The sequence below is a fragment of the Steroidobacter sp. genome, assembly GCF_036406195.1.
Taxonomy (GTDB): domain Bacteria; phylum Pseudomonadota; class Gammaproteobacteria; order Steroidobacterales; family Steroidobacteraceae; genus Steroidobacter.
Window position 1 is genome coordinate 242506 of the sequence record NZ_DASWVW010000001.1, and the last position, 25063, is coordinate 267568.

The 25063-nt window shown below is 62.9% G+C and carries 24 protein-coding genes; 8 read left to right on the forward strand and 16 right to left on the reverse strand.

Going from position 1 to position 25063, the window contains the following annotated elements; genetic code table 11:
• Window positions 1-63: 63 nt before the first annotated feature.
• Genes VGE08_RS00995 through VGE08_RS01005 form a run of 3 tightly spaced genes read right to left on the reverse strand, consistent with a single transcriptional unit; the run spans window position 64 to window position 1724 of the window.
• The gene (locus tag VGE08_RS00995) at window positions 64-663 is read right to left on the reverse strand and encodes a cupin domain-containing protein (RefSeq protein ID WP_331065980.1); all 600 of its coding nucleotides are present in this window, start codon (window positions 661-663) and stop codon (window positions 64-66) included.
• On the reverse strand, window positions 660-1310 hold the full coding sequence (locus tag VGE08_RS01000) for an RNA polymerase sigma factor (protein ID WP_331065981.1): 651 nt from the start codon (window positions 1308-1310) through the stop codon (window positions 660-662). The genes VGE08_RS00995 and VGE08_RS01000 overlap by 4 nt, the downstream gene beginning before the upstream one ends.
• Window positions 1311-1316: 6 nt before the next feature.
• On the reverse strand, window positions 1317-1724 hold the full coding sequence (locus VGE08_RS01005; protein WP_331065982.1) for a hypothetical protein: 408 nt from the start codon (window positions 1722-1724) through the stop codon (window positions 1317-1319).
• Between the two features lie 417 nt (window positions 1725-2141).
• Here VGE08_RS01005 and VGE08_RS01010 point away from each other — a divergent pair, with 417 nt between their 5' ends.
• The 3 genes from VGE08_RS01010 to VGE08_RS01020 all read left to right on the forward strand — a co-directional run bounded on the left by VGE08_RS01010 (window position 2142) and on the right by VGE08_RS01020 (window position 4631).
• A complete protein-coding gene (locus VGE08_RS01010; RefSeq protein WP_331065983.1) occupies window positions 2142-2339 on the forward strand; it encodes a hypothetical protein in 198 nt (65 codons plus the stop codon).
• 270 nt (window positions 2340-2609) lie between these two features.
• Complete coding sequence (locus VGE08_RS01015; RefSeq protein WP_331065984.1) at window positions 2610-3785, forward strand: hypothetical protein; 1176 nt, start codon at window positions 2610-2612, stop codon at window positions 3783-3785.
• Window positions 3786-3860: 75 nt separating this feature from the next.
• Window positions 3861-4631, forward strand: a complete 771-nt coding sequence (locus tag VGE08_RS01020; RefSeq protein WP_331065985.1) for a ferritin-like domain-containing protein — start codon at window positions 3861-3863, stop codon at window positions 4629-4631.
• A 75-nt stretch (window positions 4632-4706) separates the two neighbouring features.
• Here VGE08_RS01020 and VGE08_RS01025 read toward each other — a convergent pair whose 3' ends face one another.
• Complete coding sequence (locus tag VGE08_RS01025) at window positions 4707-6677, reverse strand: cytochrome c/FTR1 family iron permease (RefSeq protein WP_331065986.1); 1971 nt, start codon at window positions 6675-6677, stop codon at window positions 4707-4709.
• Between the two features lie 150 nt (window positions 6678-6827).
• Between VGE08_RS01025 and VGE08_RS01030 the strand changes: the two genes are divergently transcribed.
• Window positions 6828-8423, forward strand: a complete 1596-nt coding sequence (locus VGE08_RS01030) for a PAS domain-containing sensor histidine kinase (protein WP_331065987.1) — start codon at window positions 6828-6830, stop codon at window positions 8421-8423.
• 84 nt (window positions 8424-8507) lie between these two features.
• Here VGE08_RS01030 and VGE08_RS01035 read toward each other — a convergent pair whose 3' ends face one another.
• The 5 genes from VGE08_RS01035 to napE are packed head-to-tail and all read right to left on the reverse strand — an operon-like array spanning window position 8508 to window position 12611.
• Window positions 8508-9140 (reverse strand): cytochrome c3 family protein, encoded by a 633-nt coding sequence (locus VGE08_RS01035; protein ID WP_331065988.1) that lies wholly within the window; start codon window positions 9138-9140, stop codon window positions 8508-8510.
• Entirely contained in the window at window positions 9137-9631 is a 495-nt protein-coding gene (locus VGE08_RS01040) for a nitrate reductase cytochrome c-type subunit (RefSeq protein ID WP_414717435.1), read from the reverse strand. Before VGE08_RS01040 ends, VGE08_RS01035 begins: the two co-directional genes overlap by 4 nt.
• Entirely contained in the window at window positions 9631-12123 is a 2493-nt protein-coding gene (napA, locus tag VGE08_RS01045) for a periplasmic nitrate reductase subunit alpha (protein ID WP_331065990.1), read from the reverse strand. The genes VGE08_RS01040 and napA overlap by 1 nt, the downstream gene beginning before the upstream one ends.
• Complete coding sequence (locus VGE08_RS01050; protein ID WP_331065991.1) at window positions 12095-12436, reverse strand: chaperone NapD; 342 nt, start codon at window positions 12434-12436, stop codon at window positions 12095-12097. The genes napA and VGE08_RS01050 overlap by 29 nt, the downstream gene beginning before the upstream one ends.
• 7 nt (window positions 12437-12443) lie before the next feature.
• Window positions 12444-12611: a periplasmic nitrate reductase, NapE protein gene (gene napE / locus VGE08_RS01055; protein WP_349258582.1), complete on the reverse strand. Its 168-nt coding sequence runs from the start codon at window positions 12609-12611 to the stop codon at window positions 12444-12446.
• Window positions 12612-12831: 220 nt separating this feature from the next.
• Between napE and VGE08_RS01060 the strand changes: the two genes are divergently transcribed.
• Entirely contained in the window at window positions 12832-13938 is a 1107-nt protein-coding gene (locus VGE08_RS01060) for a glycoside hydrolase family 43 protein (RefSeq protein ID WP_331065992.1), read from the forward strand.
• A 99-nt stretch (window positions 13939-14037) separates the two neighbouring features.
• On the opposite strand, the gene VGE08_RS01065 is transcribed toward VGE08_RS01060, so the two are convergent.
• From VGE08_RS01065 to cyoA, 7 genes are read right to left on the reverse strand one after another with little or no spacing between them, the layout of a single operon-like run.
• Window positions 14038-14598 carry a response regulator transcription factor gene (locus VGE08_RS01065; protein WP_331065993.1) on the reverse strand — a complete coding sequence of 187 codons (561 nt, stop codon included), beginning with the start codon at window positions 14596-14598 and terminating at the stop codon, window positions 14038-14040.
• Window positions 14591-15928 carry an ATP-binding protein gene (locus VGE08_RS01070; protein ID WP_331065994.1) on the reverse strand — a complete coding sequence of 446 codons (1338 nt, stop codon included), beginning with the start codon at window positions 15926-15928 and terminating at the stop codon, window positions 14591-14593. Before VGE08_RS01070 ends, VGE08_RS01065 begins: the two co-directional genes overlap by 8 nt.
• Window positions 15925-16677 (reverse strand): SURF1 family protein, encoded by a 753-nt coding sequence (locus VGE08_RS01075; RefSeq protein WP_331065995.1) that lies wholly within the window; start codon window positions 16675-16677, stop codon window positions 15925-15927. Before VGE08_RS01075 ends, VGE08_RS01070 begins: the two co-directional genes overlap by 4 nt.
• Window positions 16678-16679: 2 nt before the next feature.
• Complete coding sequence (gene cyoD, locus VGE08_RS01080) at window positions 16680-17072, reverse strand: cytochrome o ubiquinol oxidase subunit IV (protein WP_331065996.1); 393 nt, start codon at window positions 17070-17072, stop codon at window positions 16680-16682.
• A complete protein-coding gene (cyoC, locus tag VGE08_RS01085; RefSeq protein WP_331065997.1) occupies window positions 17069-17701 on the reverse strand; it encodes a cytochrome o ubiquinol oxidase subunit III in 633 nt (210 codons plus the stop codon). The genes cyoD and cyoC overlap by 4 nt, the downstream gene beginning before the upstream one ends.
• Window positions 17702-17705: 4 nt before the next feature.
• Window positions 17706-19715 (reverse strand): cytochrome o ubiquinol oxidase subunit I, encoded by a 2010-nt coding sequence (gene cyoB / locus VGE08_RS01090; RefSeq protein WP_331065998.1) that lies wholly within the window; start codon window positions 19713-19715, stop codon window positions 17706-17708.
• Between the two features lie 11 nt (window positions 19716-19726).
• On the reverse strand, window positions 19727-20869 hold the full coding sequence (gene cyoA, locus VGE08_RS01095; RefSeq protein WP_331065999.1) for a ubiquinol oxidase subunit II: 1143 nt from the start codon (window positions 20867-20869) through the stop codon (window positions 19727-19729).
• A gap of 154 nt (window positions 20870-21023) precedes the next feature.
• Here cyoA and VGE08_RS01100 point away from each other — a divergent pair, with 154 nt between their 5' ends.
• From VGE08_RS01100 to VGE08_RS01110, 3 genes are all read left to right on the forward strand, one after another.
• Window positions 21024-22367, forward strand: coding sequence for an MFS transporter (locus VGE08_RS01100; RefSeq protein WP_331066000.1), 1344 nt, complete (start codon window positions 21024-21026; stop codon window positions 22365-22367).
• Between the two features lie 141 nt (window positions 22368-22508).
• Window positions 22509-23882, forward strand: a complete 1374-nt coding sequence (locus VGE08_RS01105) for a PhoPQ-activated pathogenicity-related family protein (RefSeq protein ID WP_331066075.1) — start codon at window positions 22509-22511, stop codon at window positions 23880-23882.
• 21 nt (window positions 23883-23903) lie between these two features.
• Complete coding sequence (locus VGE08_RS01110; RefSeq protein ID WP_331066001.1) at window positions 23904-25061, forward strand: aminotransferase class V-fold PLP-dependent enzyme; 1158 nt, start codon at window positions 23904-23906, stop codon at window positions 25059-25061.
• Window positions 25062-25063: the final 2 nt, after the last annotated feature.

Sequence of the window (25063 nt, forward strand, 5' to 3'; positions counted from 1 at the left end):
CCACAGCCGGGGATCGTTCCAGTGACAGGAGATCGCGGGCCTGGAGCCCGCGAATCACGAGCTTCAGCGCAGCTCGTCCAAGGACGAGGTAATGAGCAGGCACATGCAGCCGGTTTCGCTGTAGACGCGCTGGTCCGAGGTTCCCGGCGCGGCCCGGTTGAAATCCCCGGGCAGCAGCTTGCGGTCTTCGATCCACAGCTCGCCTTCCAGCAGAAACATCTCTTCGACGCCTGCATGACGATGCGGAGGATACGAGATGCCCGGCGCCAGCCGGACCAGCATGCTGGTCACCTTCTGCTGCTCATCGGTGGACAGCAGCTTGCACGTGATGCCGGGAGCGGCCTGCTGCCATTGTGGTTCAGACCAATCCGGCGCGAACGCCGCTCCGGGCGCGACTGCTGCCGGCGCCCCTTTTTGCGGCACCTTGGAGATACGCTGCAACAGGCTGTCCCACAGCGGCGCCGGTCGCGGCAAATCCTGATCGCGCCAGGCGGACAACGCGCTGGTGAGCCCCCCTACCAAGTCATACTCGCGCTGGCATTCCGAGCACACGGCCAGGTGCGCCGCCATCGAATCGGCTTCACTGCCATCGAGCATGGCCAACGCATAGCAGGCGACCAACTGCGCCTGCTCGCAACGTTTGTTTTCCGATCGCGCGCTCATGTCTTCTCGCCTCGCGCGAGCAATGCGGCTTGCAGCTTCGCCAGACCGGAGCGGATGCGGCTCTTGATGGTGACAACGGCCTGCCCGGACTGCGCAGCGAATTCGGCGTAGGACCAACCATCCAGAAAAGTGGCTTCGATGGCCTGGCGCTCCTCTTGTGTCAGCGCATCCAGGGCCCGTTGGAATGCCGGGTCCGGCGAGGAGCCATTGCCTCGCTCGCCCATGGAAGCAGGATCGGTCGGCACGCCTGCCGCGCCCCCACCCTGAGGACGTTGACTCGAATTGCGATGAGAATCCGCCGCCTGGGCAAGCGCCAGCGCGCGGGCCTGCCGCATGATCCAGCCGAGCACCGGTCCGTCCGAAGTATCGAACACCGGGGCCTCGCACCAGACCATCTGGAAGACATCGAGCAGCAGGGCTTGCGCCAACTGGCGATCGCCAGTGAGTCGCGTCAAGTACATGGAGACGACCGGGAACGCTTTCTCGTACAACAGGCGCAACGCCGCCTCATCGCCGGCGCCGATGGCGCGCACGACGGCGAGCCATTGCTTTTCAGATACCAGCGTGACGCCTGGGTCGGCGTAGAGCAGTTCCCCCAGCGTCAGCCTTTTGCCTGTGGTGTTTTGATCGGATGATGCAAGGCTCACGGGCGGTTATCGTGCCCTGTAGATTTGCGCCCTGCAAGATTCTGGCGGGCTGTCGGAAAACTCCGTGGTCTGGAGGTCTGGCCCGCCAGCGCCCCAATCGGTGCACATCGCGACCACTTCAATCGCTGCCGGCAGTGCGGTGACCACGACTGTGGCGAGCGTCCTGCCCTGCTCGGCCGACTCACTGCGCGGATCGAGCGCCGCGACCTGCACCGTCTCGCCTTCAGTCCTACTTTCCTCGGGCACGGCCTCTTGTGCCTGGGAAACTCCCGTGGCCATGAACAGCGCGCACGGCAGCAGGGAACCCGCGCTAGCGGCGATCCGCAAAGAGAGCTTCGGAAGAATGCGCCGATCTACTCCGGCGAGCTGTTCGAGAAATTTGTTGGATAGAATGCCAGAGGCTTGCTTTGCCATGATTGCCAGACCGATTGACCAAGATCAAATGTCGAGTCCCAATCAAAGCAAGCGATATACAAACGATCTGCCAGGAGGTGTTTGTTTGTTATTTCACGGACCGTCTCGTGACGTAAGCTCAAGAAGCATCACGCAGTTATGCCCTTCATGACAAAAGCGCATGTTGTTATAGCGCCGCGCGGAACCTGCATCCGACGACAAACAACTGTCCCGCTTCACGCAGACGAACTGCCTGCTTGATGAGTTTCGTGCAGCTGAGAGATCGAGCTGCGGACGGCAGCACTCGAGACTCGAGTCGCCGATCCGGCGATTTCGTTACCGTTCTGCTACTGCCGCGCGACTGACTGCATCACTCCTGATTCAGTACAGTGTCCGCAGCAGGCAAAACAGGGCCTGCGACTCGGACGGAGAGTGACAGTGCTTTACTCCTGGTTTCAGTGGCGCGCCAGCGTCGTCGCGATCATCCAATACGACTTCAGCCACGTGCTCCCGGATATCACCGACAAGGACATCGACTGGGACGCGTGGCGTCCTCTCTTTGAAGAAGGCCGCTCGCCCCAGGCCGCGGTCGATAGCGCCTTCATGCGCGACCTGCGCAGATCTCTTTGCGCATAGAGATCTTTTCTAGAGCGGCGGATTGCCGCGTTAGCCTTCGCCCGGACCTTCATCGTTCCAAGTCGGATCATCACCGGCCAGGTGTCCGTCTTTGGTGCATGCGGTGAACGCGATGCATGGCAGAACGCTGATTCCACCAGTATCGATTCTCGTGCCCGTTCCATAATCAGTTTGCGTCCCTTCGTTGGAACTGTTTCAGGCTCCAGCAGTTCTCTGTGCTTGCATCCCATCCACGCACCATCGCTGCATTCACTGCAAAAGGGACCCACCATGACGCTGGCACTTTTCGAAGATCGCGGCACGCCCATCAATCAGCAACGCTTCACCTGGCGCGAGCTGGCGGGCAAGCCGATCAGCAAACTCGATGACGACGCATTCACGCGCGTGCGCGTAATCCTGATGAACGGGATGGAAAACGAGGCGCTGCGCTTCTCGCACGCAGCGGCACGCTTCAATCTCGACCTGCGACGGCCGCTAGCCGAGATCCGGCGTGTCGAGCAACATCAGGCCACGATGATCAACTGGCTGCTCGGCGCCGACCACTCGCCGCTGGAAACGACCATTGGCTACGAGCAGGTCGCCATCGAGCTGACCGCGGCGCTGGCTCAACAGGAACCCGATGCCTACCTGGCTCAGGTGTATCGCTTCGGCCTGCTGGAAGATTTCGATCATATGTATCGTTATTCCGCGCTGCTGGATCGCCTCGAAGGCAAAGATTCGAACAACATCCTGCAGAGTTACACCGACGTACTCCCCGGCCGACCGACCGTAGTCGAACATCGCGCGCCAGAGAACGATCTGCGCCGGCCGTTCGACCGCAACACCGCGGCACCGCTGACCAAGTTGAACGCGTTGATCCTGACTGCCGCCGAGCATCAGACGCACGACTATTACATGAACATCGGACCGCTGTTCGCCGATCCAGTGGCGCGACAGCTGTATGCCGAGATCGCCTCCATCGAGGAACAGCACGTCACCCAGTACGAATCGCTGCTCGATCCTTCGCAGTCGCTGCTGGAAAACTGGCTGATGCACGAGGCGATGGAGGTCTATACGTATTACAGCTGCCTGCAGCAGGAGCTGAACCCGCGCATCAAGGCGATCTGGGAACGCATGCTCAACTACGAGCTGGGTCATTTTCACTCAGTCGCGGCGCTGTTCAAGAAACATGAGCGTCGCGACCCGCAGGAAATCGTCGGCACCAGCCTGCCCGAACCGATTCCGTTCGAAAGTCAACGCGAGTTCGTGCGCGCCACGCTGGCGCAGGAAGTGGATCTGCGGGCGGCGGGCACCGAGATCGTCAGCCTCGAGGAAGAGCCGCAAAGCTCGATCGATTATCGCAATCAACTGAACTCGCAAGGCTCGCCTTCGGAGACCGTTGCCGCCAGCTACAGCTGGCGCCCGGGCACCGAAGTGCTGAGCACCGCCCCGCTGCGGGCCGCGTAACCCTGCTAGCCGCGTAACCCAACGCCAACGCCAGCCAGCAAACTCATTTGAAACAGATCTATCGGAGAGCCCACCATGCCCGAATCCACTGACGCCACCCGCCTGGGAGTGAACCGTACCGGCCTGCAGATGTCGCCCTTCCACGCACAGCAGATGCTGTCAGGCAAGCAAGCCCTGGAAGAAGCCGCGCTGGGCGAGGCGCCTGACGAAACCGCTGCCGAAGCGATGGATGGACAAGCCTTGTCCGCCACCCGCCTGGAGTACATCGCCGATGCCGATCCGCTCGGCTCTGTGCCAATGCCCGGCACCCTCAAGGGGGCAGCTAAGAGCAGCGCGAAGATGCTCACCGGCAAGCGCCCGCAAGTGTTCATCGACAAGCTCGCCGAACGACTCGCTTTCGAGCGCGGCGGCACGCGGTTATACGACGCCGTCTACACCAAGGCGATCGCGCAACCCGAGCTGGGTGCGATGAATGCCGAGGAACTGCTCGAAATACGCAAGGCCGAAGCCCGCCACGCGCTGCTGATCAAGGAATGCCTGGAAAAGCTGGGCGCAGATCCGACGGCACAAACGCCGTGTGCCGACCTGGTCGGCGTTCAATCGATGGGCTTCATACAAGCAGTGACCGACCCTCGCACCACGCTCGCGCAGTCACTGCACACGGCGCTGTGTGCCGAGCTCATCGACAACGAAGGATGGGAGAACCTGATCGCCATGGCTCGCAAGATGGGGCACAACGACATGGCGAAGCGCTTCCATGCGGCACTCGAGGAGGAAGCCGTCCACCTCACCAAGGTGAGGAACTGGTACACACAGCTGACCGCGGAAGCCAGCGAGCTGGTTTGAGACCAATGGAGGTTGGCGGATAGCGGTTAGCCCATTCTGCCCTAACCGCTAACCGCTAACCGCTGCGACAAAGGTTCAAGACTGGGCTGTTTGCTCGATGCGCTCCTGCCTCGCGGATCGCGCGTTGTACGCGAATCCCGCGAGAGCAGCGAGTGCGACCAGTCCCTGCACCAGCAGTGTCTGGACAGAGGGATACACGCCCACCCACTCCCAACGCGGCAGGGGCAATGTTTGCACCGATAGAATGCCTGCTTCCTGCAACGCCTGCGCGCCCTTGCCTGCGAGCACCACGGCAAGGACGGCGATCAGAATCGAGCTGATGGAGAAGAACTTGCCGATCGGCAGGCGCGCGCTGAAGCGCAGCATGGCGACGGCTATCAGGGTCAGCACGCCGGCACCAGCGGCGAAGCCTGCCAGTAGCGCCGTCGTATTGCCTTCGCCGCCCAGCGCTGCATAGAAAAGAATCGTCTCGAACACTTCCCGATACACCATGATGAATGCCAGGCCGGCGAGCAACCACGCCGAGCGGCCACGCAGAATGCCAGTGAGATTGTTTTGTATGTAGCGCTGCCAATTTCCGGCGACGCTCTTCTGATGCATCCACAACCCCACCGTAAGCAGGACGAACGCCGCGAACAGCGACGCGTAACCTTCGGTGAGCTCGCGGCTCGCGCCGCTGATGTCGATGAGATATCTGGCGACGAGCCAGGTGATGCCGCCGGCCGCCAGCGCCGAGATCCAGCCGCCATGAACATAGGGCATCAATTCCTGGCGTCCGGACTTGCGCAGGAATGCAACGATGGCCACGACCAGCAGGAGTGCTTCCAATCCCTCGCGCACCAGGATGGTGAAGCTGGCGATGAAGGTCGTCGCCGCGCCCGTGTCGTTTCGTTCGAGGATGTCACTGGCCGAGGTCAGCAGATCTTCGACCGCTGCGAGTTGCTCCCTCGCCTCTGCAGGTGTGGCGCCCCGCTGCAGGCGGGCACGATATTCCGCCATCGCAGCTTCGACGTTCGTCAGCAGCTTGGCATCGCGTGCCGCCAGCCGCGGCTCGATGGGCTCGATTCCGTCGAGGTAGGCAGACAGCGCCAGCCGAGCGGCGTCATCAGCGTCGCCCTGCTCGTAAGCCGCGATGCTTTGATGCAAGCGTGCGCGCGCCAGCGCGACACCGGTCTGCTGAACCAGCGCCGATGGCGTCGCACGAAGATAGGACAGCACGGCTTCGGCACGACTCGAGCCCAGCTCCTCCGACAGGTCGTTCTGCGTCACCCGGACCAGACTGTCGAGATCGGGAATGCGCTCGCGCACCGATGCATCCTGGCGCCAAAGCTTTGCGCCCGCCTGACGCGTGCTCTCTGGATAGGCCAGCGTGCCGACAAAGAAGCTCAATGCCCATCGCTCTTCCGGAGACAGCGACGCGAAGCTCGCCATCGAGGTGCCTTCGACACCCTGGCTGATCGCTTCATAGAGCGAGTAGAGGCTGCGCGCACTGGCGCGCTCTGAATCGGTGAAGGCAACCGGCGGCGGATCGAGCTGAGCGGCGGCGGGCCCGTCACCATGGCCGCCAACGCCATGACAAGCGGCACACTGTTCCTGGTATAGCGCCGAGCCACGAGCGAGATCCGGAGCCGTCTGCGGCGCGATCGGCACTGGATAGGTGGCCAGCAAGTGGTTGGCGAGCCCGCGGGCGATCCGAGCCACTTCTGCAGCGGAAGCATGCTGAGCGACCGCCTTTTCCAGCACTTCGCCCTGCTGAGCCAGGACCTCCCGTCCGTCACGCGCCGGCAGCGCATCCACTCGCTGCCGGATCGTCGCCGTGAACTCCACCATCTCCTGAAATTCAGCGGCATTGCTGACCTTGCCGTCGACCACCGCGCCGGCATAGTCCACCGCGACATAATCGATGAGCTGCCAGAGCTGCCGAACCTCCAGATCCAGCTTGTCATCCGCCGCCGACGCGGCCGAAGCCAACCCCAACAGCAATAACGCAAACCAGCCCATGAGCCGCGGCGGCCTGCTCGTTATTGAGAATGAGACGCGCTTCATGCCCGAAGCGTAGCTGTCCCCGAAACCCGAATCAAATCGGGCCGGCAATCCCTGTCCCCGGGCAATAGCTTCCCTTTGCCGGAACCGCTGCTCCGACCCTGGCGTTACTGGTTGTTTGTACAAAGACTCGCGCAGCGCAAGGCGACCGTAATGGATCAAGAACCGGGAGGTTCGCTACCCGCCTCCTCCGACGACTCGGAGCTGACCACCCGCCTGGTGGCCAGCGGTCAGCATCTGGCGCGGCTGATCGAAGGCATCCGGGACTGCGCCATCTACATGATCGATCCCGCTGGCACGGTCATCTCGTGGAACGCCGGCGCTGCACGCATCAAAGGCTATGGCGCCGATGAAATCGTCGGGCGCAGTTTCACGCAGTTCTACACTCAGGAGGATCGCGACAGCGGTCTGCCCGCCCACGCGCTCGCCATTGCGCGCCAGACGGGCAAGTACGAAGGCGAAGGCTGGCGCCTGAGAAAGGATGGCACCAGGTTCTGGGCCAGCGTGCTGGTCGATGCCCTGCGCTCGCCGCAGGGCGAATTGCTGGGCTTCGCGAAAATCACGCGCGACATGACCGAGCGGCGCCTGATGCAGGAACAACTGCATCAATCGCAGAAGATGGAAGCCATTGGCCAGCTGACCGGTGGCGTGGCGCATGACTTCAACAACCTGCTCACGGTCATCCTCGGCAATCTCGACACGCTGTCGCAGAATCTGCCGCCGGAGCAGATTCGCTGGCGCCGCTGCGTCGACCAGGCGCTCAGAGCGTCAGAGCGCGCCGCCAACCTGACGCAACAGTTACTGGCCTTCGCGCGCCGTCAGCCGCTCAAGCCCAAGCCGGTCGAAATCAATCGCCTGCTCACGGGCTGGACGGACATGGTTCGCCGCACGCTGCCGGAGAACATCAACCTGCGGCGTATCGCGCACGACTTCAGCGCCATCACGGAAGTCGATCCCAATCAGCTCGAAAGCGCGCTGTTGAATCTGGCGGTGAACGCCCGGGACGCGATGCCCAACGGCGGCACGTTGACCGTCGAAACCTCGACTGCGCACATCAGTGAAGCGGATGTGCAGCTGCTATCGGAGCTGCAAGCCGGCGACTACGTGCTGATCAGCATCACCGACACCGGCGTAGGCATGACGTCCGAAGTCATGGAACGCGCCTTCGACCCGTTCTTCACCACCAAGCCGATGGGCCAAGGCACGGGCCTCGGGTTGAGCCAGGTGTTCGGCTTCGTCAAACAGTCGGGCGGCCACATGAAGATGTACAGCCGGCCCGGTCACGGCACCACGGTGAAGATCTACTTGCCCTGGCTGGCGGACAAGGAAGATGGCTGCAACGAAAAGGCCCGAGCACCGAACGTTGCCCAGCCGCGCGAAGAAACCATACTCGTGGTGGACGACAACGATGCCGTGCGCAGCTTCACCAGCGACACGCTGCGCGATCTGGGCTTCAATGTCATCGAAGCCGTCGATGCGTCGGAGGCGCTGAGAATTCTCGACCGCAACCGGCGCGTCGACCTGCTGTTCACCGACATTGGCTTGCCGGGCCTGAACGGCCGCGAGCTGGCGGCGACGGTGCAACGCAGATATCCGAAAGTGCGGCTGCTATTCACCAGCGGCTACGCCCAGATGCCCTCGCCCACCACGTCGAGCTCGCTGATGGACATTCCGCTGCTCTCCAAGCCATTCACGCGAGCGCAACTGTACGAGCGCATCGTGCGCTCGTTCGACGGGCGCGAGGAGTAGCCTTGCCGGATGACCCCGGAGGTCGAAGGCATCAAGCTCAAAGTGGTCGACGACGGCACCATCGAGCTGGCTTGACGCCAGCGCTCACTCGTTGGACGAAATCTGCTCCAGCGGCGCGCCGTGCAACATCTCGATGCCTTCCATGTTCGGCAGCCGGTGCGCGATGCCCTTGTGGCAATCGATGCAGGTGTAGTCCTTGCCGGCCAGCGCCGTAGAGTGGACATGCACGGCGCGTTGGCTCTGCCGGGTCCAGTCCATGAACTGATACGCATGGCAGTTGCGGCACTCGAGCGAGTCGTTGGCCTTCAGGCGCGCCCATTCGTGCTTGGCCAGCGTCAGCCGATGGTCCAGGAACTTCTCGCGGGTATCGATGGTGCCGAAGATCTTGCCCCAGACTTCCTTGGAGGCCTGCATCTTCCGGGCGATCTTGTGCGTCCACTCGTGCGGCACGTGACAGTCGGGGCAGGTCGCACGCACACCCGAGCGATTGCTGTAGTGAATGGTGCTCTTCAGCTCGGCGAAAACGTTATCCCGCATCTCATGGCAGCTGACGCAGAACGTCTCGGTGTTGGTGGCTTCCAGCGCCGTATTGAAACCGCCCCAGAACAGGATGCCGCCGATGAAGCCACCGAGCACCAGCAACCCCAGGCTGAAGTAGCGGCTCGGCGAGCTGAGCACGCGCCACCAGCTCACCACGATGTCTCGCAGCGCTTTCACTCCCTCTTTTCCTTGGCAGCGGGCGCCGGCGGGTCCGTCTGGCGCTGTTCCTCTTCGACCAGGTCATAGACATCGACGAAGCGGTTGTCGACCGGAGGCTTCGCGTCCGTCTGTACTACGTGACACTGCGTGCAGAAGTAGCGGCGCGGCGAGATCTCCGCCAGGAACTCGTAATCACGATCCATGTAGTGCGTGGCGCTGACCATCGGCGCGCCGAACTCCTGGTTGCGCACTCGCGAATGGCAATACATGCAGAAGTTCACGTTGCGCGTGAGCTCGTAGCGATCGATGGCGTGCGGAATGGTCGGCGGCTGGCTCGTGTATGCACGGCCGCGCTTGACATCGGAATTCTCCACCGTCGCCATGCGTGGCGCCTTCGATTCCTGATTGAGCGGCGTCGGGCCGCGCAACCCCTGCAGATTGTCGGCGGCCAGCGTGGCAGCGAAGCCCAGCAGGCCGACCAACGCCACTCTGCGCATTCGACGCATCATCACACCGCTCCCAGCGGCACGACCTTGACCGCGCACTTCTTGTAATCGGTTTGTTTGGAGATCGGGTCCGTCGCATCGAGCGTGAGCTTGTTGATCAGCTGCGAAGCGTCGAACCACGGCACGAACACCACGCCACGCGGCGGCTTGTTCCGGCCTCGCGTTTCGACTCGCGTGCGCATTTCGCCTCGGCGCGATACCAGTTTCACTTCGACACCACGACGCACACCGAGCGCTTCGGCATCATCGGGATGCATGAATACCACGGCGTTGGGAAAAGCCTTGTACAGCTCGGGCACGCGGCCCGTCATCGAGCCCGAATGCCAATGCTCGAGCACGCGACCGGTGACCAGCCAGAAGCCAAATTCTTCATCCGGTTCTTCCGCCGCCGGCTCGTACGGGAACGAGAAGATATAGGCCTTGCCATCCGGATTGCCGTAGAACTCGAAGCCCTTGCCGGGCTTCACGTACGGATCGGTGCCCTCGCGATAACGCCAGCGGGTCTCCTTGCCGTCCACCACCGGCCAGCGCAGGCCCGGCACTTCGTGATATTTCTCGAACGGCGCCAGGTCGTGGCCATGGCCGCGACCGAAGGACGCGTACTCTTCGAACAAGCCCTTCTGCACATAGAAGCCGAACGCCTTGGACTCCTGATTTTCGTAGTCGGGATGCAACTCGCTGTTCGGGAAGCGATCGACCTGGCCGTTGCGGAACAGCACCTCGAACAGGGTCTTGCCGCGATATCCCGGGTTGGCATTCAGCAGCTCCGCCGGCCACACCTCGTCGGTCTTGAAACGCTTGGAGAATTCCATCAGCTGCCACAGATCCGAGCGCGCCTCGCCGGGCGCGTTGACGAGCTGATGCCAGAACTGCGTGCGGCGCTCGGAGTTGCCATAGGCGCCCTCCTTCTCCACCCACATTGCAGCCGGCAGGATCAGGTCGGCCGCCTGCCCGGTCACCGTCGGATACACGTCCGAGACCACGATGAAGTTCTTCGGATTGCGATAGCCGGGCAGCGTCTCCTGGTTGAAGTTCGCCGCGGCCTGCCCGTTGTTGTTGACCTGGATCCAGTACGCATTGAGCTTGCCGTCGGCCAGCATGCGGTTCTGCTCGACCGCGTGAAAACCCGGCTTCGGATTGATCGTACCGTGCGGCAGCTTCCACAGCTCCTCGGCGTGTTTGCGATGCTCGGGGTTGGTCACGACCATGTCCGCTGGCAAGCGGTGCGAGAACGTGCCCACCTCGCGCGCCGTGCCGCAAGCCGATGGCTGACCTGTCAGCGAGAACGGACTGTTGCCCGGCGTGGCGATCTTGCCCGTCAGCAGGTGCAGGTTGTAACAGAGGTGATTCGCCCACACGCCGCGCGTGTGCTGGTTGAAGCCCATGGTCCAGAACGAAGTGACGCGGATCTTCGGGTCGGCGTACAGCTCGGCCAGCTGCTTCAACCACGACTCCGGGCAGCCGGAGAGCTTGGCCGCGTGCGACAGCGTGTACGGCTTCACCGAGCGGGCATACTCCTCGAAGGACATGTTCTCCGATTCGGTCGCACGGTCGGCGTTCTTGGCCTTCATCTGCAGCGGATGCGTGGGACGCAGGCCGTAACCGATGTCCACCATGCCCCGCTTGAAGGCCACGTGCTTGCCGACGAAGTCGCGGTTCACGCGGCCCGTCTCGATGATGTAGTTCGCGATGTAGTTCATGATCGCGAGGTCCGTCTGCGGCCGCATCACCAACGGAATGTCGGCCAGATCGAACGAGCGATGCTCGAAGGTCGAGAGCACGGCCACCTTCACGTGCGGCGCCGACAAGCGCCGGTCCGCGACACGCGACCACAGGATCGGATGCATCTCGGCCATGTTCGAGCCCCACAGCACGAAGGCATCGGCGGACTCGAAGTCGTCGTAGCACCCCATGGGCTCGTCCATGCCGAAGGTGCGCATGAAGGCGTAAGCCGCCGACGCCATGCAATGGCGCGCGTTGGGATCGATGTTGTTGCTGCGGAAGCCCGCCTTCATCAGCTTGTTGGCGGCGTAGCCTTCCCAGATGGTCCATTGCCCGGAGCCGAACATGCCGACGGCTTCCGGTCCGTTGGCCTGGAGGGCCTCCTTGAACTTCTGCGCCATGATGTCGAAAGCGGCGTTCCAGCTGACCGGCGTGAACTCGCCGTTCTTGTCGTAGACGCCGTTCTTCATGCGCAGCAGCGGCCGCGTGAGCCGGTCCGCTCCGTACATGATCTTGGACAGGAAGTAGCCCTTGACGCAGTTGAGGCCGCGATTGACCTCGGCGTTCGCGTCGGCATGAGTGGCAACGACTCGATTGCCCTTGACCGCGACGCGCACACCGCAGCCCGTACCGCAAAAGCGGCACGGCGCCTTGGACCATCTCAGTTTGGTGAACTGCGATTCGGTAATGATGTTCTGCGCAGGAGCGCTGCCGCTCGCCGCCGCGATGGCCGAAGCCGCCGCGCTACGCCGCAGGAATTGACGTCGATTCATGATTCTCTTCCAGAGCCGAAGCACTCTCCGTGAGGTGCGCGACGATCGAAACGGTGAGCACGCCGGACAGCTGCTGCAGCTCGGTCGCGGCGTTGGCTATGGCGCGGCTATCCGCCGATTCAAGGACGACGGCCAGCTTGCCGGGCTGCCCGGTCTCGTGCAGCTCGGCACCCGGCAGCGAGCTGATGGCACGGCGTACCGCCGCGCAGCCCGCGTCGGTGGCCTGCACCAACAGACTTGCGATGTGAACGATGGGATCGGCCGCCTCGGAGCGGCCCAGAGCAAAGAGCTCGCGGCGTGAGATTTCGCGCATGGCATTCCTAGACGGACGGCGGACCGGCGATCATCTGGTACATCCACACCAGAAAGCCGTAACCGGCGACGATGATCACCGCCAGCAGCGGCGCCAGCACGAACGTGAGAAACAGGAACGCGGTGAGCTCCCGGCGCTTTTCGACCTGCATGTCCCTCCCACCCTCGTCGCTCATCGTTTTCTTATTACCGGCGTTGTATTGAGCGTGAGCCTTCGGGTTAATCATGGGTTTCCGAAGGCTCCCTCGCGCTGGCACGGATAGCAACGGCGTTGCGCCATCCGAAACGCGCGCGGCGTGGAGCCTAGCACGCGCACCGCGTCAGTGTGGAGCGACGGCCCGCGGCAGGCTATGATGGCGGCCGCTGATGGTAGCGGTCACATTTTCAGGAGAACCCATGAACCGACCGTCGACGCTGCTGGTCGCCTGCACGGCCTTCGCCCTGCTCGCGGCCTGCTCTTCGGAAAACCAGACTCCCGCCGACGGTGGGAGCGCGGATCGCCAGCCTGCTGCCGCCAGGGAAAAACGCTATCTGTCCCAGCCATTGGTCTCCGAGATCTACACTGCCGACCCGTCCGCGCACGTCTGGGACAGCAAGATCTACGTCTATCCGAGTCACGACATCGATGGCTCGACGCCTGAAGACGACCTGGGCGCGCACTTCGAGATGCGTGACTACCGCGTGCTCAGCATGGACAGCATCGGCGGACCGGTGACGGTGCATCCGGTGGCGCTGGATCTGGCGCAGGTGCCCTGGGCCGACAAGCAGATGTGGGCACCGGACGCAGCCCGCAAAGGCGACACCTATTTCCTGTACTTCCCGGCCAAGGACAAGCAGGGAGCGTTTCGCATCGGCGTCGCGACGGCCAAGTCCCCTGTCGGTCCGTTCGAGCCGCGACCTGAGCCGATCAAGGGCAGCTTCTCGATCGATCCGGCGGTGTTCACCGACACCGATGGCCGCTCATATATGTATTTCGGCGGCATCTGGGGTGGCCAGCTGCAACGGAACGTGACCGGCACATACGATCCCAACGGCTCGAAGACCGACCTGCAGGCCGACGATCAGCCGGCGCTCACCGCGAAGGTGGCGCTGATGAGCGATGACATGCTGGAGTTTGCGGAGCAGCCGCGCGATGTGGTCGTTCTGGACGAGAACGGCAAGCCGCTGCTGGGCGGCGACCATGACCGCCGCTTCTTCGAAGCCTCGTGGATGCACAAGTACAACGGCAAGTACTATTTCAGCTACTCGACCGGCGACACGCACTACATCGTCTATGCCATCGGCGATTCGCCGTATGGCCCGTTCACCTACACCGGGCGAATCCTCGAGCCGGTGGCAGGCTGGACCACGCATCATTCCATCGTCGAATGGGACGGCCGCTGGTGGCTCTTCTATGCGGACAGCCAGCTCTCGGGACAGACGCGACTACGCAATGTGAAAGTCACCGAGCTGTTCCACAACCGGGACGGCACGATCAGGACCATCAGCCCGTTCGTGGAGTAGCGCTGCAGCTCGGCGCCAGGTTTGCAGGTGAGCCTGCAAACCTGGCCGCCGGAACGCATCAGGTCACATCCGCCCCTGGACGGCGCACGGACGATGCCGTCACTTGACCTGGCGTTTGAGCAGCTTGCGAGCCAGCGTGCGGCGATGGATGCCGAGGCGGCGCGCGGCTTCGGAGATGTTGAAGTCGGCGTCGGCGAGCGTCTGATGGATGCGCTCCCATTCCAGCGTCTTGATGGACGTGGGCCGGCCGTCGAGCTCCACGTCGGTATCGCCCTCGGACTTGCCGAAAGCTTTTTCGATGTCGTCGGTGTTCGATGGCTTGGCCAGGTAGTGGCGCGCGCCGAGCTTGATCGCTTCCACCGCGGTGGCAATGCTGGCGAACCCGGTGAGCACCACGATATTCATTTCCTCGTCGTGCGCATGCAGGGTCTGCACGCAGGACAGCCCGGACGCACCGCCGAGTTTCAGATCCACGACGGCATGGCTCGGCGACTCGGTCTGCAACAGCTCGAGCACCTGCTCGTGACTCGCAGCGTGCAGCACACGATAGCCGCGGCGCTCGAACGAACGCTTGAGAGTGCGCGCGAAAGCCTCGTCATCCTCGACGATGAGCAACAGCTTGTGCGCCAGAGAATGCGCTCGAGAGACGCCCTCAACCACGACCCTTCTCGCTGTATTTGACGGACGCCAGCGGCAACTCGACCATTACGGTCGCACCCCCGTCCGGACGATTGTGCGCGGACACCGTGCCGCCCAGTTTTCTGACCACATTCACCACCAGGAACAAGCCGAGGCCCGCGCCCGGACTGCCCTTGGTGGAGTGATAGGGCTTGCCGAAGTTCTCCAGCTGCGTCACCGAGAATCCCGGCCCCAGATCGAGCACTTCGATCCGCAGCATGTCACCGCGCCGTTCGGCATTCAATCGAATCCAGCCGGGCGAAACTTCGAAGGCATTGTCGAGCAGATTGGTCACCACCTGCTTGAGCGCCTGGTCCGACACGATCGCGATGTCCTCGCCCAACGCGCCGCTGCCGGCGTGATATTGCAGAGTCCCACTGGGCCTGCCGTCCGACCAGTCGCGAGCGATGTCGCCAAGAAACCGATGCAGAGTCGTGACCGCCGGTGCTTCGCCGCGTGCTTCGCCGGCTGACAACAGAATGCCGCGCAGGATGCTCTTGCAGCGACGAATCGCTGCTTCCATCTCCAGCAATTCCTCGCGCATCTCGGGATGCTGGGCAATTTCCGGCATGCGCTTCCAGTCACCGAGAATGACGGATACGGCGGCCAACGGCGTCCCCAACTCATGCGCGGCACCGGATGCCAGCAGTCCCAACCGCACGATGTGATCCTCTTCCGCCGCCTGCCGTTGCAAGTTCGCCAGATGGGTATCGCGCTCGGTCAGGTTCCGCGACACGCGCGTGACGAATGTCACCAGCAGCACGGCCCCGAGTGCGAAACAGACGAACATGCCGAAGATGTGCAGCTTCAGCAGACTCTCGTGCGGAACCGCCAGAGGCTGATGGATCTGCATGAGAGCAATGAACGCCAGCGACGTGACCACCACGACGCTCCAGGCCCCTATTGCATTCAGCAGCACCGCCGCGAGCGCGATCTGTAACAAATAGAGTGCGGTGAACGGATTGGTGGCGCCGCCACTGAAGTACAGCTGCACGGTGAGTGCCGCGACATCCAGCAACAGCGCGATAAACAGTGCCTGGTTGCTGACGTGCAAGCGTCGCTTCAGCCACAGCAGGCTCAGCCCGTTCAACAGCAGCAACGCACCGATCACCGCTGCCATCTGCGGCAGTGGCAGCGGAGTCTCCAGGCCATAGTGCACGACCAGAATGGTGACGACCTGCCCCGCCACGGCAATCCAGCGCAACTGGATCAACAGCGCCAGGTTCTTGCGATTGGCGGTGTCGATGTGCGACGGCACGGCAGGCGTTGCAGCCGAATGCTGGCTGGCCACGTTTGCGATCGATTGACTCACGATGCCGGCAGTTTACGCGAACGCCACTCGTGCCGGAGCACCAGAAAGGTCCCGGCCGCCACCATCGAGGCCAGGGCGAACCAGGTCAGCGCGTACTGCAGATGGTTGTTGGAGAACCTGATGACGGTCAGTCCGCCCACCGGTGCGTTGCCGGCCCGGGCTTCATTGGCAGTGGCATCGGCATCGATGAAGTACGGAGCGACGTCGGCCAGGCCCCGCGCCGCCGCGATGGCGGCCACATCGCGAGAGTACCAGCGATCGGCCGCAGGCTCGTTGCTGCGCAAATAGGCGCCGCCGCTCTCGCTGATACGCAGCAGCCCAGTAACGGTCGTGAGACCTTCGATCTGCCCTTCCTGGCGAGTGGCGGGATCGCGCCGGTTCGGGGGCACGAACCCGCGGTTGACCATGACAACGTGACCATCGGCGGTCTGCAACGGCGTGAGGACCCAGAACCCACCGCCACGCTCGGTGACAGCCTGCACGAGAGTTTCGCGGTCGTGGAGATAGTGCCCCTGGACGGACACGTGACGATATTCGCTATTGGCGACGTTGACCTGGGGCCACTGCTCGCGCCCCGGCGCCGCCACCGCGGGAGCGTGAACCCGCTGCTCGACGCGTTCGATCAGGTCGCGCTTCCATGCCAGACGATGCACCTGCCAGACGCCAAGGCTGACCAGCGTGGCAACGCCAGCCAGACCTGCAATGACAATGGCCGTCAGCTTTAGCAGCGGCCGCGTCGCGCCCGGCACGCTCAGAGCTGCTGGCGGCTCTCGTGCCTCGGCATCATGTTGCTGTCCAGGTGATACATCACCCATAGCGAGCCGGCGAGCGTGATGACGACCAGGATCAGCGTAAACACCAGCGAGGTCAGCGTCCAGCCGTCCTCGGATTTCGGCGACATGTGCAGGAAGAAGACCATGTGCACCACCATCTGCACGGCGGCGAAGCCCATGATGGTGAACGCGATGACCTGCTTGCTCAGCTCCGCCTCGCCCATCACCAGCCAGAACGGAATCGCCGTCAGCACCACCGACAGCGCGAAGCCGATCAGATACTCCTTCAGCGTGCCGTGCGGCTCATGGTCGGTAGCCAGGCCGATCTCGTGACCGGCCGCGTCGTGGCCAGAAGTGTGGTGCGCGCTCATCGCAGCATCCCCATCAAGTAGACGAACGTGAACACGCCGATCCAGATCACGTCGAGGAAGTGCCAGAACAGGCTCAGGCAGGCCAGCCGGCGCGAGTTCGGCTTGTTCAAGCCGTGCTTGCCGATCTGCACCATCAGCGTCACCAGCCAGACGATGCCGAAAGTCACGTGCAATCCGTGCGTGCCGACCAGCGTGAAGAAGGACGACAGGAACGCGCTGCGCTGGGGCGTCGCGCCCTCGTGAATCATGTGCGCGAACTCGTACAGCTCGATGCCAAGGAACGCGGCGCCGAACAGCCCGGTGATCGCCAGCCAGACCAACGTGCCGCGAATGTTGTTCCGGTACGAGGACAACATCGCGAAGCCATAGGTGATCGACGAGAACAGCAACATGGCGGTGTTCAGCGCCACCAGCGACAGGTCGAACAAGTCCCTGGGCCCCGGCCCGGCCGCGTAGTTGCCGCCGAGCACGCCGTAGGTGGCGAACAGCACGGCGAAGATGAGGCAGTCGCTCATCAGATAGATCCAGAAGCCCAGCAGCGTGCTGCCACCGGCTTCGTGATCGTGCTCGTCCTGCAGATAGAACAGCGTGCGATTGGCCGCTTGTTCGCTGGTTAGTGCGTGTCCCATTCGCTCAGCTCCGCGCCGCCGCCAGCAGCTGCGTGCGCTCCTCCTCGGTGCGGATGACTTCATCGCGCGGGAAGTGATATTCCCGCTGGTAGTTGAACGTGTGATAGATGGCGTAGCCCACGATTGCGGCGAAGCTCGACACCGCCAGCCACCACATGTACCAGATCATCGCGAAGCCGAAGGCGATGCTCAGCGCGGCGAGAATGAAACCCGCACCCGTATTGCTCGGCATGAGGATGGCACGGAAGCCCGCCGACGGGCGCTTGTAACCGCGCTGTTTCATATCCCACCACGCGTCGCCGTCATGGATGACAGGAGTGAATGCGAAGTTGTAAGCCGGTGGCGGCGACGACGTCGACCACTCCAGCGTGCGGCCATCCCACGGATCGCCCGTGACATCTTTCAGCTCATGGCGCTTACGGAAGCTGACATAGAACTGCACCAGCATCGCGGCAATACCCAGGGCGATGAGCACTGCGCCCAGCGCCGCGATCTGGAACCAGATCTGCAGCGACGGATCGTCGAAGTAACGCAAGCGGCGGGTCACGCCCATCAGGCCGAGGATGTACAGCGGCATGAACGCCACCCAGAAGCCGACCACCCAGAGCCAGAACGACACCGTGCCCCAGAATTTATCCAGCTTGAAGCCGAATGCCTTGGGGAACCAGTAGTTGATGCCGGCGAACAGGCCGAACAACACGCCGCCGATGATCACATTGTGGAAGTGCGCCACCAGGAACAGACTGTTGTGCAGCACGAAGTCGGCCGGCGGCACGGCCAGCAGCACGCCCGTCATGCCGCCGACCACGAACGTCAGCATGAACGCGACCGTCCACATCATCGGCAGCTCGAAACGGATGCGGCCGCGATACATGGTGAACAGCCAGTTGAAGATCTTCGCCCCGGTCGGGATGGAGATGATCATGGTGGTGATGCCGAAGAACGAATTGACGCTGGCACCCGAGCCCATGGTGAAGAAGTGGTGCAGCCACACGATGTACGACAGGATGGTGATGACCACGGTCGCGTACACCATGGAGCTGTAGCCGAACAGCTTCTTGCCCGAGAACGTCGAGGTGACTTCGGAGAACACACCGAACAGCGGCAGGATCAGGATGTACACCTCGGGATGACCCCAGATCCAGATGAGGTTGACGTACATCATCGGATTGCCGCCAAAGTCGTTGGTGAAGAAGTTGGTGCCGACGTAACGGTCCAGCGACAACAGCACCAGCGCCGCGGTGAGCACCGGGAATGCGGCGACGATCAGCACGTTGGTGCACAGCGAAGTCCACGTGAACACCGGCATCTTCATCAGCGTCATGCCCGGCGCGCGCATCTTGATGATGGTCGCCAGCAGGTTCACGCCCGATAGCAATGTTCCTACGCCCGCTATTTGTAGCGCCCATATGTAATAGTCGACGCCGACGTCCGGACTGTATTGGATGCCCGAGAGCGGCGGATATGCGAGCCAGCCAGTGCGCGCGAACTCGCCGACGAACAGCGAGAACATGACGAGCACCGCGCCCGCGGCCGTCATCCAGAAACTGAAGTTGTTGAGGAACGGAAACGCCACGTCGCGGGCGCCGATCTGCAACGGCACGATGTAATTCATCAGGCCCGTGACCAATGGCATGGCCACGAAAAAGATCATGATCACGCCGTGTGCGGTGAAGATCTGATCGTAGTGATGCGCGTTGAGATAGCCCTCCGAGCCGCCGAACGCGATGGCCTGCTGCAACCTCATCATGATCGCGTCGGCGAAGCCACGCAGCAGCATGATGATGCCGAGGATCATGTACATGATGCCGATGCGCTTGTGGTCGATGGTCGTGAACCACTCGCGCCACAGATAGCCCCACAGCTGGTACTTGGTCACGGCCGCGAGCAGCGCAATGCCGCCAATGGCGACGGCCACGAACGTTGCAACGACAATGGGCTCATGCAGCGGCAGCGCCGCCAGCGACAGGCGGCCGAAGATCAACTGCAGCAAGGGCGAATCGGCGTGAGGCATTTGCATCTGGGTTACTGCGGACTCGTCGACGACGCGTCGGCGAACAACGAACGGGACTTGAACGACGGGTTGGGCAATCCGGCACCGCGCAGCGGCGAACGGTCGACGCGCGAGAACGGCACCGGGTCATCAACCTGCTGAGCAGCCGGCGCCGTGCACAAACCGATCACATGCGCTTGATCCGCTCCGAACACGGCACGGGGCTGGCCCTCCGCCAGACGCGCCACGTTGTAAACACCCGCGAGACCCAGCCCGCCTCGTTCGTCGAGCGCCATCATGTCGTGCGTGCACATCTTGCCGGGCTCGACGCACATGCCGAGGATGGCGCTGAAAAGACCGGCGTCCACGGCGGAGAAATGCCGCACCGGCTCGCGCTCCGAAGGCTTGGCCAACTCCAGATACAGATCGCGCGTCAATGTTTCCTGACTGTCGCGGGCGCCGGCCAGCCAGCGGTCGAACTCGCCCTGCTCCAGCGAGTGCACCTTGAAACGCATGCCCGAGAAACCCGCGCCACTGTAGTTGGACGAAAAGCCTTCCGACTCCCCGGTCTGGTTCAAGACGCCGTGCAGCTTGGTTTCCATGCCCGGCATCGCGTAGATCATGCCGGCGAAATGCGGGATATAGAGCGAGTTCATCACCGACGAGGCGGTGATGCGCAACGCCACCGGTCGATTGACCGGCACCGCCAGCTCGTTGACGGTGGCGATGCCCTGCTCGGGATAGATGAACAGCCACTTCCAGTCGAGCGCCACCACGTTCACTTGCAAGGGCTGCACGTCCTCCGGCAGGTCCTGGCCGGGAGCCAGGCGGTCGAGGGGACGGTAGGGATCGAGCAGATGCGTGCCCAGCCAGGTGAGCGCGCCCAGGCAGATGATGATGAGCAGCGGCGCCGACCAGATCACCAGCTCCAGGCGCATGGAGTGATGCCAGTCCGGCTCGTAACGAGCCTTGCGATTGTTGTGCCGGTAGCGCCAGGCAAAGATGACCGTGAGCGCCATCACAGGCACGATGATGAGTAGCATCAGCCAGGTGGACATCACCAGCAGATCGCGCTGCTGGGCCGCCACGTCGCCGCTCGGGTTCAGCACCACCATGTCGCAGGCGGCCAGCGCCAGGAACAGCGGCACTATTGTAAGAATGCGCAGTCGGTTCATCGTCGACACGGGCACACGAAATCCAACCCCACGGTTCGGCACTGGCGGCGAAGAATACGGGCGCCGGCGGCGAGGTGACATTGGGCGTTTTGCCCAATGGTCGCAGGCGGCCGAACGAGGCTATAAGTGCGGCATTGTCACAATGGAGCGAGCTATGACGGTCGCGCAGTCCGGTGCGCCCACTTCATCGCTGGAGCGAGATGCCCGGCGCACTAATGAAGCGCATGCGGGCGAAGTCCGTCCGGGCGACATCGCCATCGGCGTGATCATCGGCCGCACCTCGGAATTCTTCGACTTCTTCGTGTACGCCATCGCCTCGGTGGTGGTGTTTCCGAAGCTGATCTTTCCTTATGTGGATGCGCTGACCGGCACGTTGTACTCGTTCGCCGTCTTCGCCCTGGCGTTCGTGGCGCGGCCGTTCGGCACCGTCATCTTTACCGCCATCGACCGCACCTACGGACGCGGCATGAAGTTGACGGTGGCGTTGTTCCTGCTCGGCTGCTCGACGGTGGCGATCGCGTTCGTGCCGAGTTACGAGAACGTCGGCATCGCCTCCGCTTACTTGCTGGGCATACTGCGCATCGGCCAGGGCATGGCGCTCGGCGGCTCGTGGGATGGTCTGGCATCGCTGCTGGCAACCAGCGCGCCGCCGAAACATCGCGGCTATTACGCAATGATTCCGCAGCTCGGCGCGCCGCTCGGCCTGATGGTCGCCAGCGCCTTGTTTGCCTACATCATCGGCAACCTGTCGGCCGAAGACTTCCTCGGGTGGGGCTGGCGCTATCCATTCTTCGTGGCATTCGCCATCAACGTGGTCGCGCTGTTCGCCCGTCTGCGTATCGTGGTCACGCCCGAATACACCAGGCTGTTCGAAACTCGCGAGCTGCAGCCTGCGCCGATCCTGGAGACGTTGCGCAATGGCGGCCGCTATATCGTCATCGGTGCATTCGCACCGCTGGCCAGCTTCGCGCTGTTCCATATGGTGACAGTGTTCCCGCTGTCGTGGGTGTTCCTGTACACCGAGGAAGGACCGGCACGCTTTCTCATGATCGAAGCCGTTGGCGCGGCCGTCGGCGTGGCGGCCATCATCGCTTCCGGCTGGCTGGCCGATCAGTTCGGCCGCCGCACTCTGCTGGCCAGCACTGCCGCTGCCATCGCCGCGTTCAGCGGCTTCGCGCCCCAACTGCTGGCCGGCGGCGAGATTGGTGAAATCGTGTTCATGTTGTCGGGCTTTCTGTTGCTGGGCCTCGCGTTCGGCCAGGCGTCCGGCGCCGTGGCCTCGAACTTCCCCATGAACTATCGCTACACCGGCTCGGCGCTCACCTCCGATCTGGCCTGGTTGTTCGGCGCCGGCTTCGCGCCCTGGGTCGCGCTGGAGTTGTCGAGCCGCTTCGGACTGGCCTGGTCCGGCGCCTACCTGCTGTCGGGCGCGGTAGGCACCCTGGTGGCGCTGTTCGTGAACCGGCAAATGGTACAAGACCACCGGCAACAGCCGTGACAGCGGTTCGCGGTTAGCGGTTGGCGATTGAATCGAAAGGAAGCGGCCAGTTCCGGCATTTCTGACTAACCGCCAACCGCTAACCGCCAACCGCCATTCGCGCTAGGATCGGCGCACCTGGCTCTGATTCGCGTGTCGGTCATGATGCAGCTCAATCTGCTTCGCGGCTTCTTGCTTGTCATGGCGCTGTGCTGCGCCCCTGCGTCCTGGTCCAGTGAAAACGAGCCGCCTCTCCCCGGCGAGCTGGCGTCCTATGTCGCGCGACCCGACGAGAGTTTCCAGTGGCACGAGATGACGTCCGGCCGGATCGGAAACGCTGAATACGTCGAGTACCTGATGACCTCGCAGACCTGGCGAGGCATTCCGTGGAAACATCAGCTGTTCGTGCTCCGTCCCGCGAACACGACCAGCGACTCACGTCATGCGCTGCTGTTCATCCACGGCGGCCGCTGGAAGCCCGAGTACGAAGCTGAACGAAGCTCGGCCCAGTTGCCGCGCGAAGCCCATCTGTTCGCACGTCTTGCAGAAGCTATCCGTGCGCCGGTGGCCGTGCTGCGGCAAGTGCCGTTTCAGCCACTGTTCGAGCGCCGGGAAGACGCGCTGATCGCCTATACGTTCGATCAGTATCTCGAAACCGGCGAAGGCGATTGGCCGTTGCTGCTGCCGATGGTGAAAAGCGCGACGCGCGCGATGGATGCCGTGCAGGACATCGTAAAGGAGCGTTGGGGCGGCTCGCCCGAATCGTTCACCGTTGCTGGCGCCTCGAAGCGCGGCTGGACCGCCTGGTTGACCGCCGCCGTCGACAACCGCGTCATGGCCGTCGCGCCCATGGTGATCGACGTACTGAATATTCCCGTGCAGATGGACCATCAACGCGCCACTTGGGGCGAATTCTCGGAGGAGATTCAGGACTATTCGACACTCGATCTGCAGACGCGATTGCATACCGGGCGCGGCGAAGCGCTGCTGTCCATGGTCGATCCCTTCCAGTATCGACGGCAACTCACCCAGCCCAAACTGATTCTGCTGAGCACCAACGATCGCTATTGGCCGCTCGACGCGCTCAAGTTCTATTGGCCGGAGCTGCCCAATCCCAAACACGTGCTGTATGTTCCGAACCAGGGCCACGGCTTGCGCGACGTCAATCGCGTCATCGGCGGCTTGAGTGCCGTGCATCGTTACGCGGCGGCGGACAAACGCCTGCCGGATACGACATGGTCGTTCGCGGCACGTGGCAATGACATTAGCATTCAGGTCAAAGCAGATCGCCCCGTTCATCGCGTGCTCGTTTGGAGTGCACATAGCAACACTCGCGATTTCCGGGACGCAAGATGGGTGCCTCACAGGTGCGCCAGATCAGGCAATGGGCACGTCTGCTCCGCCGAGCGTAGAGCGAAGGGATACACGGCCGCGTTCGGCGAAACATCTTTTCAGGATAGGGGTAGCCCCACCTTCTCGACGACGACGACGGTGTGCATCACCGGCCCGAGCGCGAGCGCACCGCTCGACTGCTGAGCTTTCGCCGGAGGGACCAGAGTGACTGCAACAGGAAATTCCACGCGTCCGGAGCGCGAAGCGTTCGAAGTTCCCGAACATGTCACCTATTTGAATTGCGCGAGCCTCGCACCCAGACTCAAAGTTGTTACAGCTGCGGGTCGCGCGGCGCTCGATCACATGGCGGCGCCTTGGGAAGTCGGCGCGGCGGACTGGTTCGACGGAATGGATCAGTTGCGCAGTTCCTTCGGACGTCTCATCAATGCCCCCGCGTCCAGCATCGCACTCGTGCCGGCGGCGAGCTACGGGATTGCCGTCGCGGCGCTCAATCTTCCAGTGAAGGCCGGCGACAACATCGTAGTCGTCGAGCAGGAATACCCCTCCAACTACTACAGCTGGCGCCGCCTCGCTCGACAACGTGGCGCCGAGCTGCGTGTTGCGACTGCATCCGCTGGTGGCACGCTCACCGATGCCATCGTAGCGGCCATTGACCGGCGGACCGCCGTGGTCGCAACCGCCAATTGCCATTGGACTGATGGTTCGTTCATCGATCTGCGTCAGGTGAGCGCCGCCGTCAAAGCCAACGACGCGGCGCTGGTCGTGGACGCCAGCCAGTCGCTGGGCGCCTATCCGTTGGATGTAGCGGAGATCCAGCCCGATTTTCTCGTGACCGTCGGGTACAAGTGGCTGCTAGGTCCTTACGCCCTTGGCTATTTATATGTTGCCGATCGCTGGCAATCGCAAGGCGTGCCGCTCGAAGAATCCTGGCTACACCGCGAAGGCAGCGAAAGCTTCGCCGGACTGGTCGAGTACACCGACAACTACAAGCCCGGCGCCGCCCGCTTCAGCCAGGGCGAGGCGGCACAGATGTATCTTTATCCGATGGCGCAGGCAGCCCTCGACCAGATCCAGCAGTGGACGCCGGCACGCATTCAACAGCGGCTCAGCGAGTGGACAACCGAGCTGGCAGCGCGGGCGCCTTCGCTTGGACTCACCTGTGAGAAGTCGCCGAATCGCATCGGTCACATCGTCGGACTCAAGGCGCCGAACGGCTTGCCGCTGAACCTTGTCGAGCGGCTGGCGGAGCGAGATGTATATGTAGCCGTGCGCGGCAACAGTATTCGAGTCGCGCCGCATCTGCATAGCACGGCCGCGGACATGGACTGTCTGGTCGCCGCCCTTCGCGACCTTCTGCGCTGAGC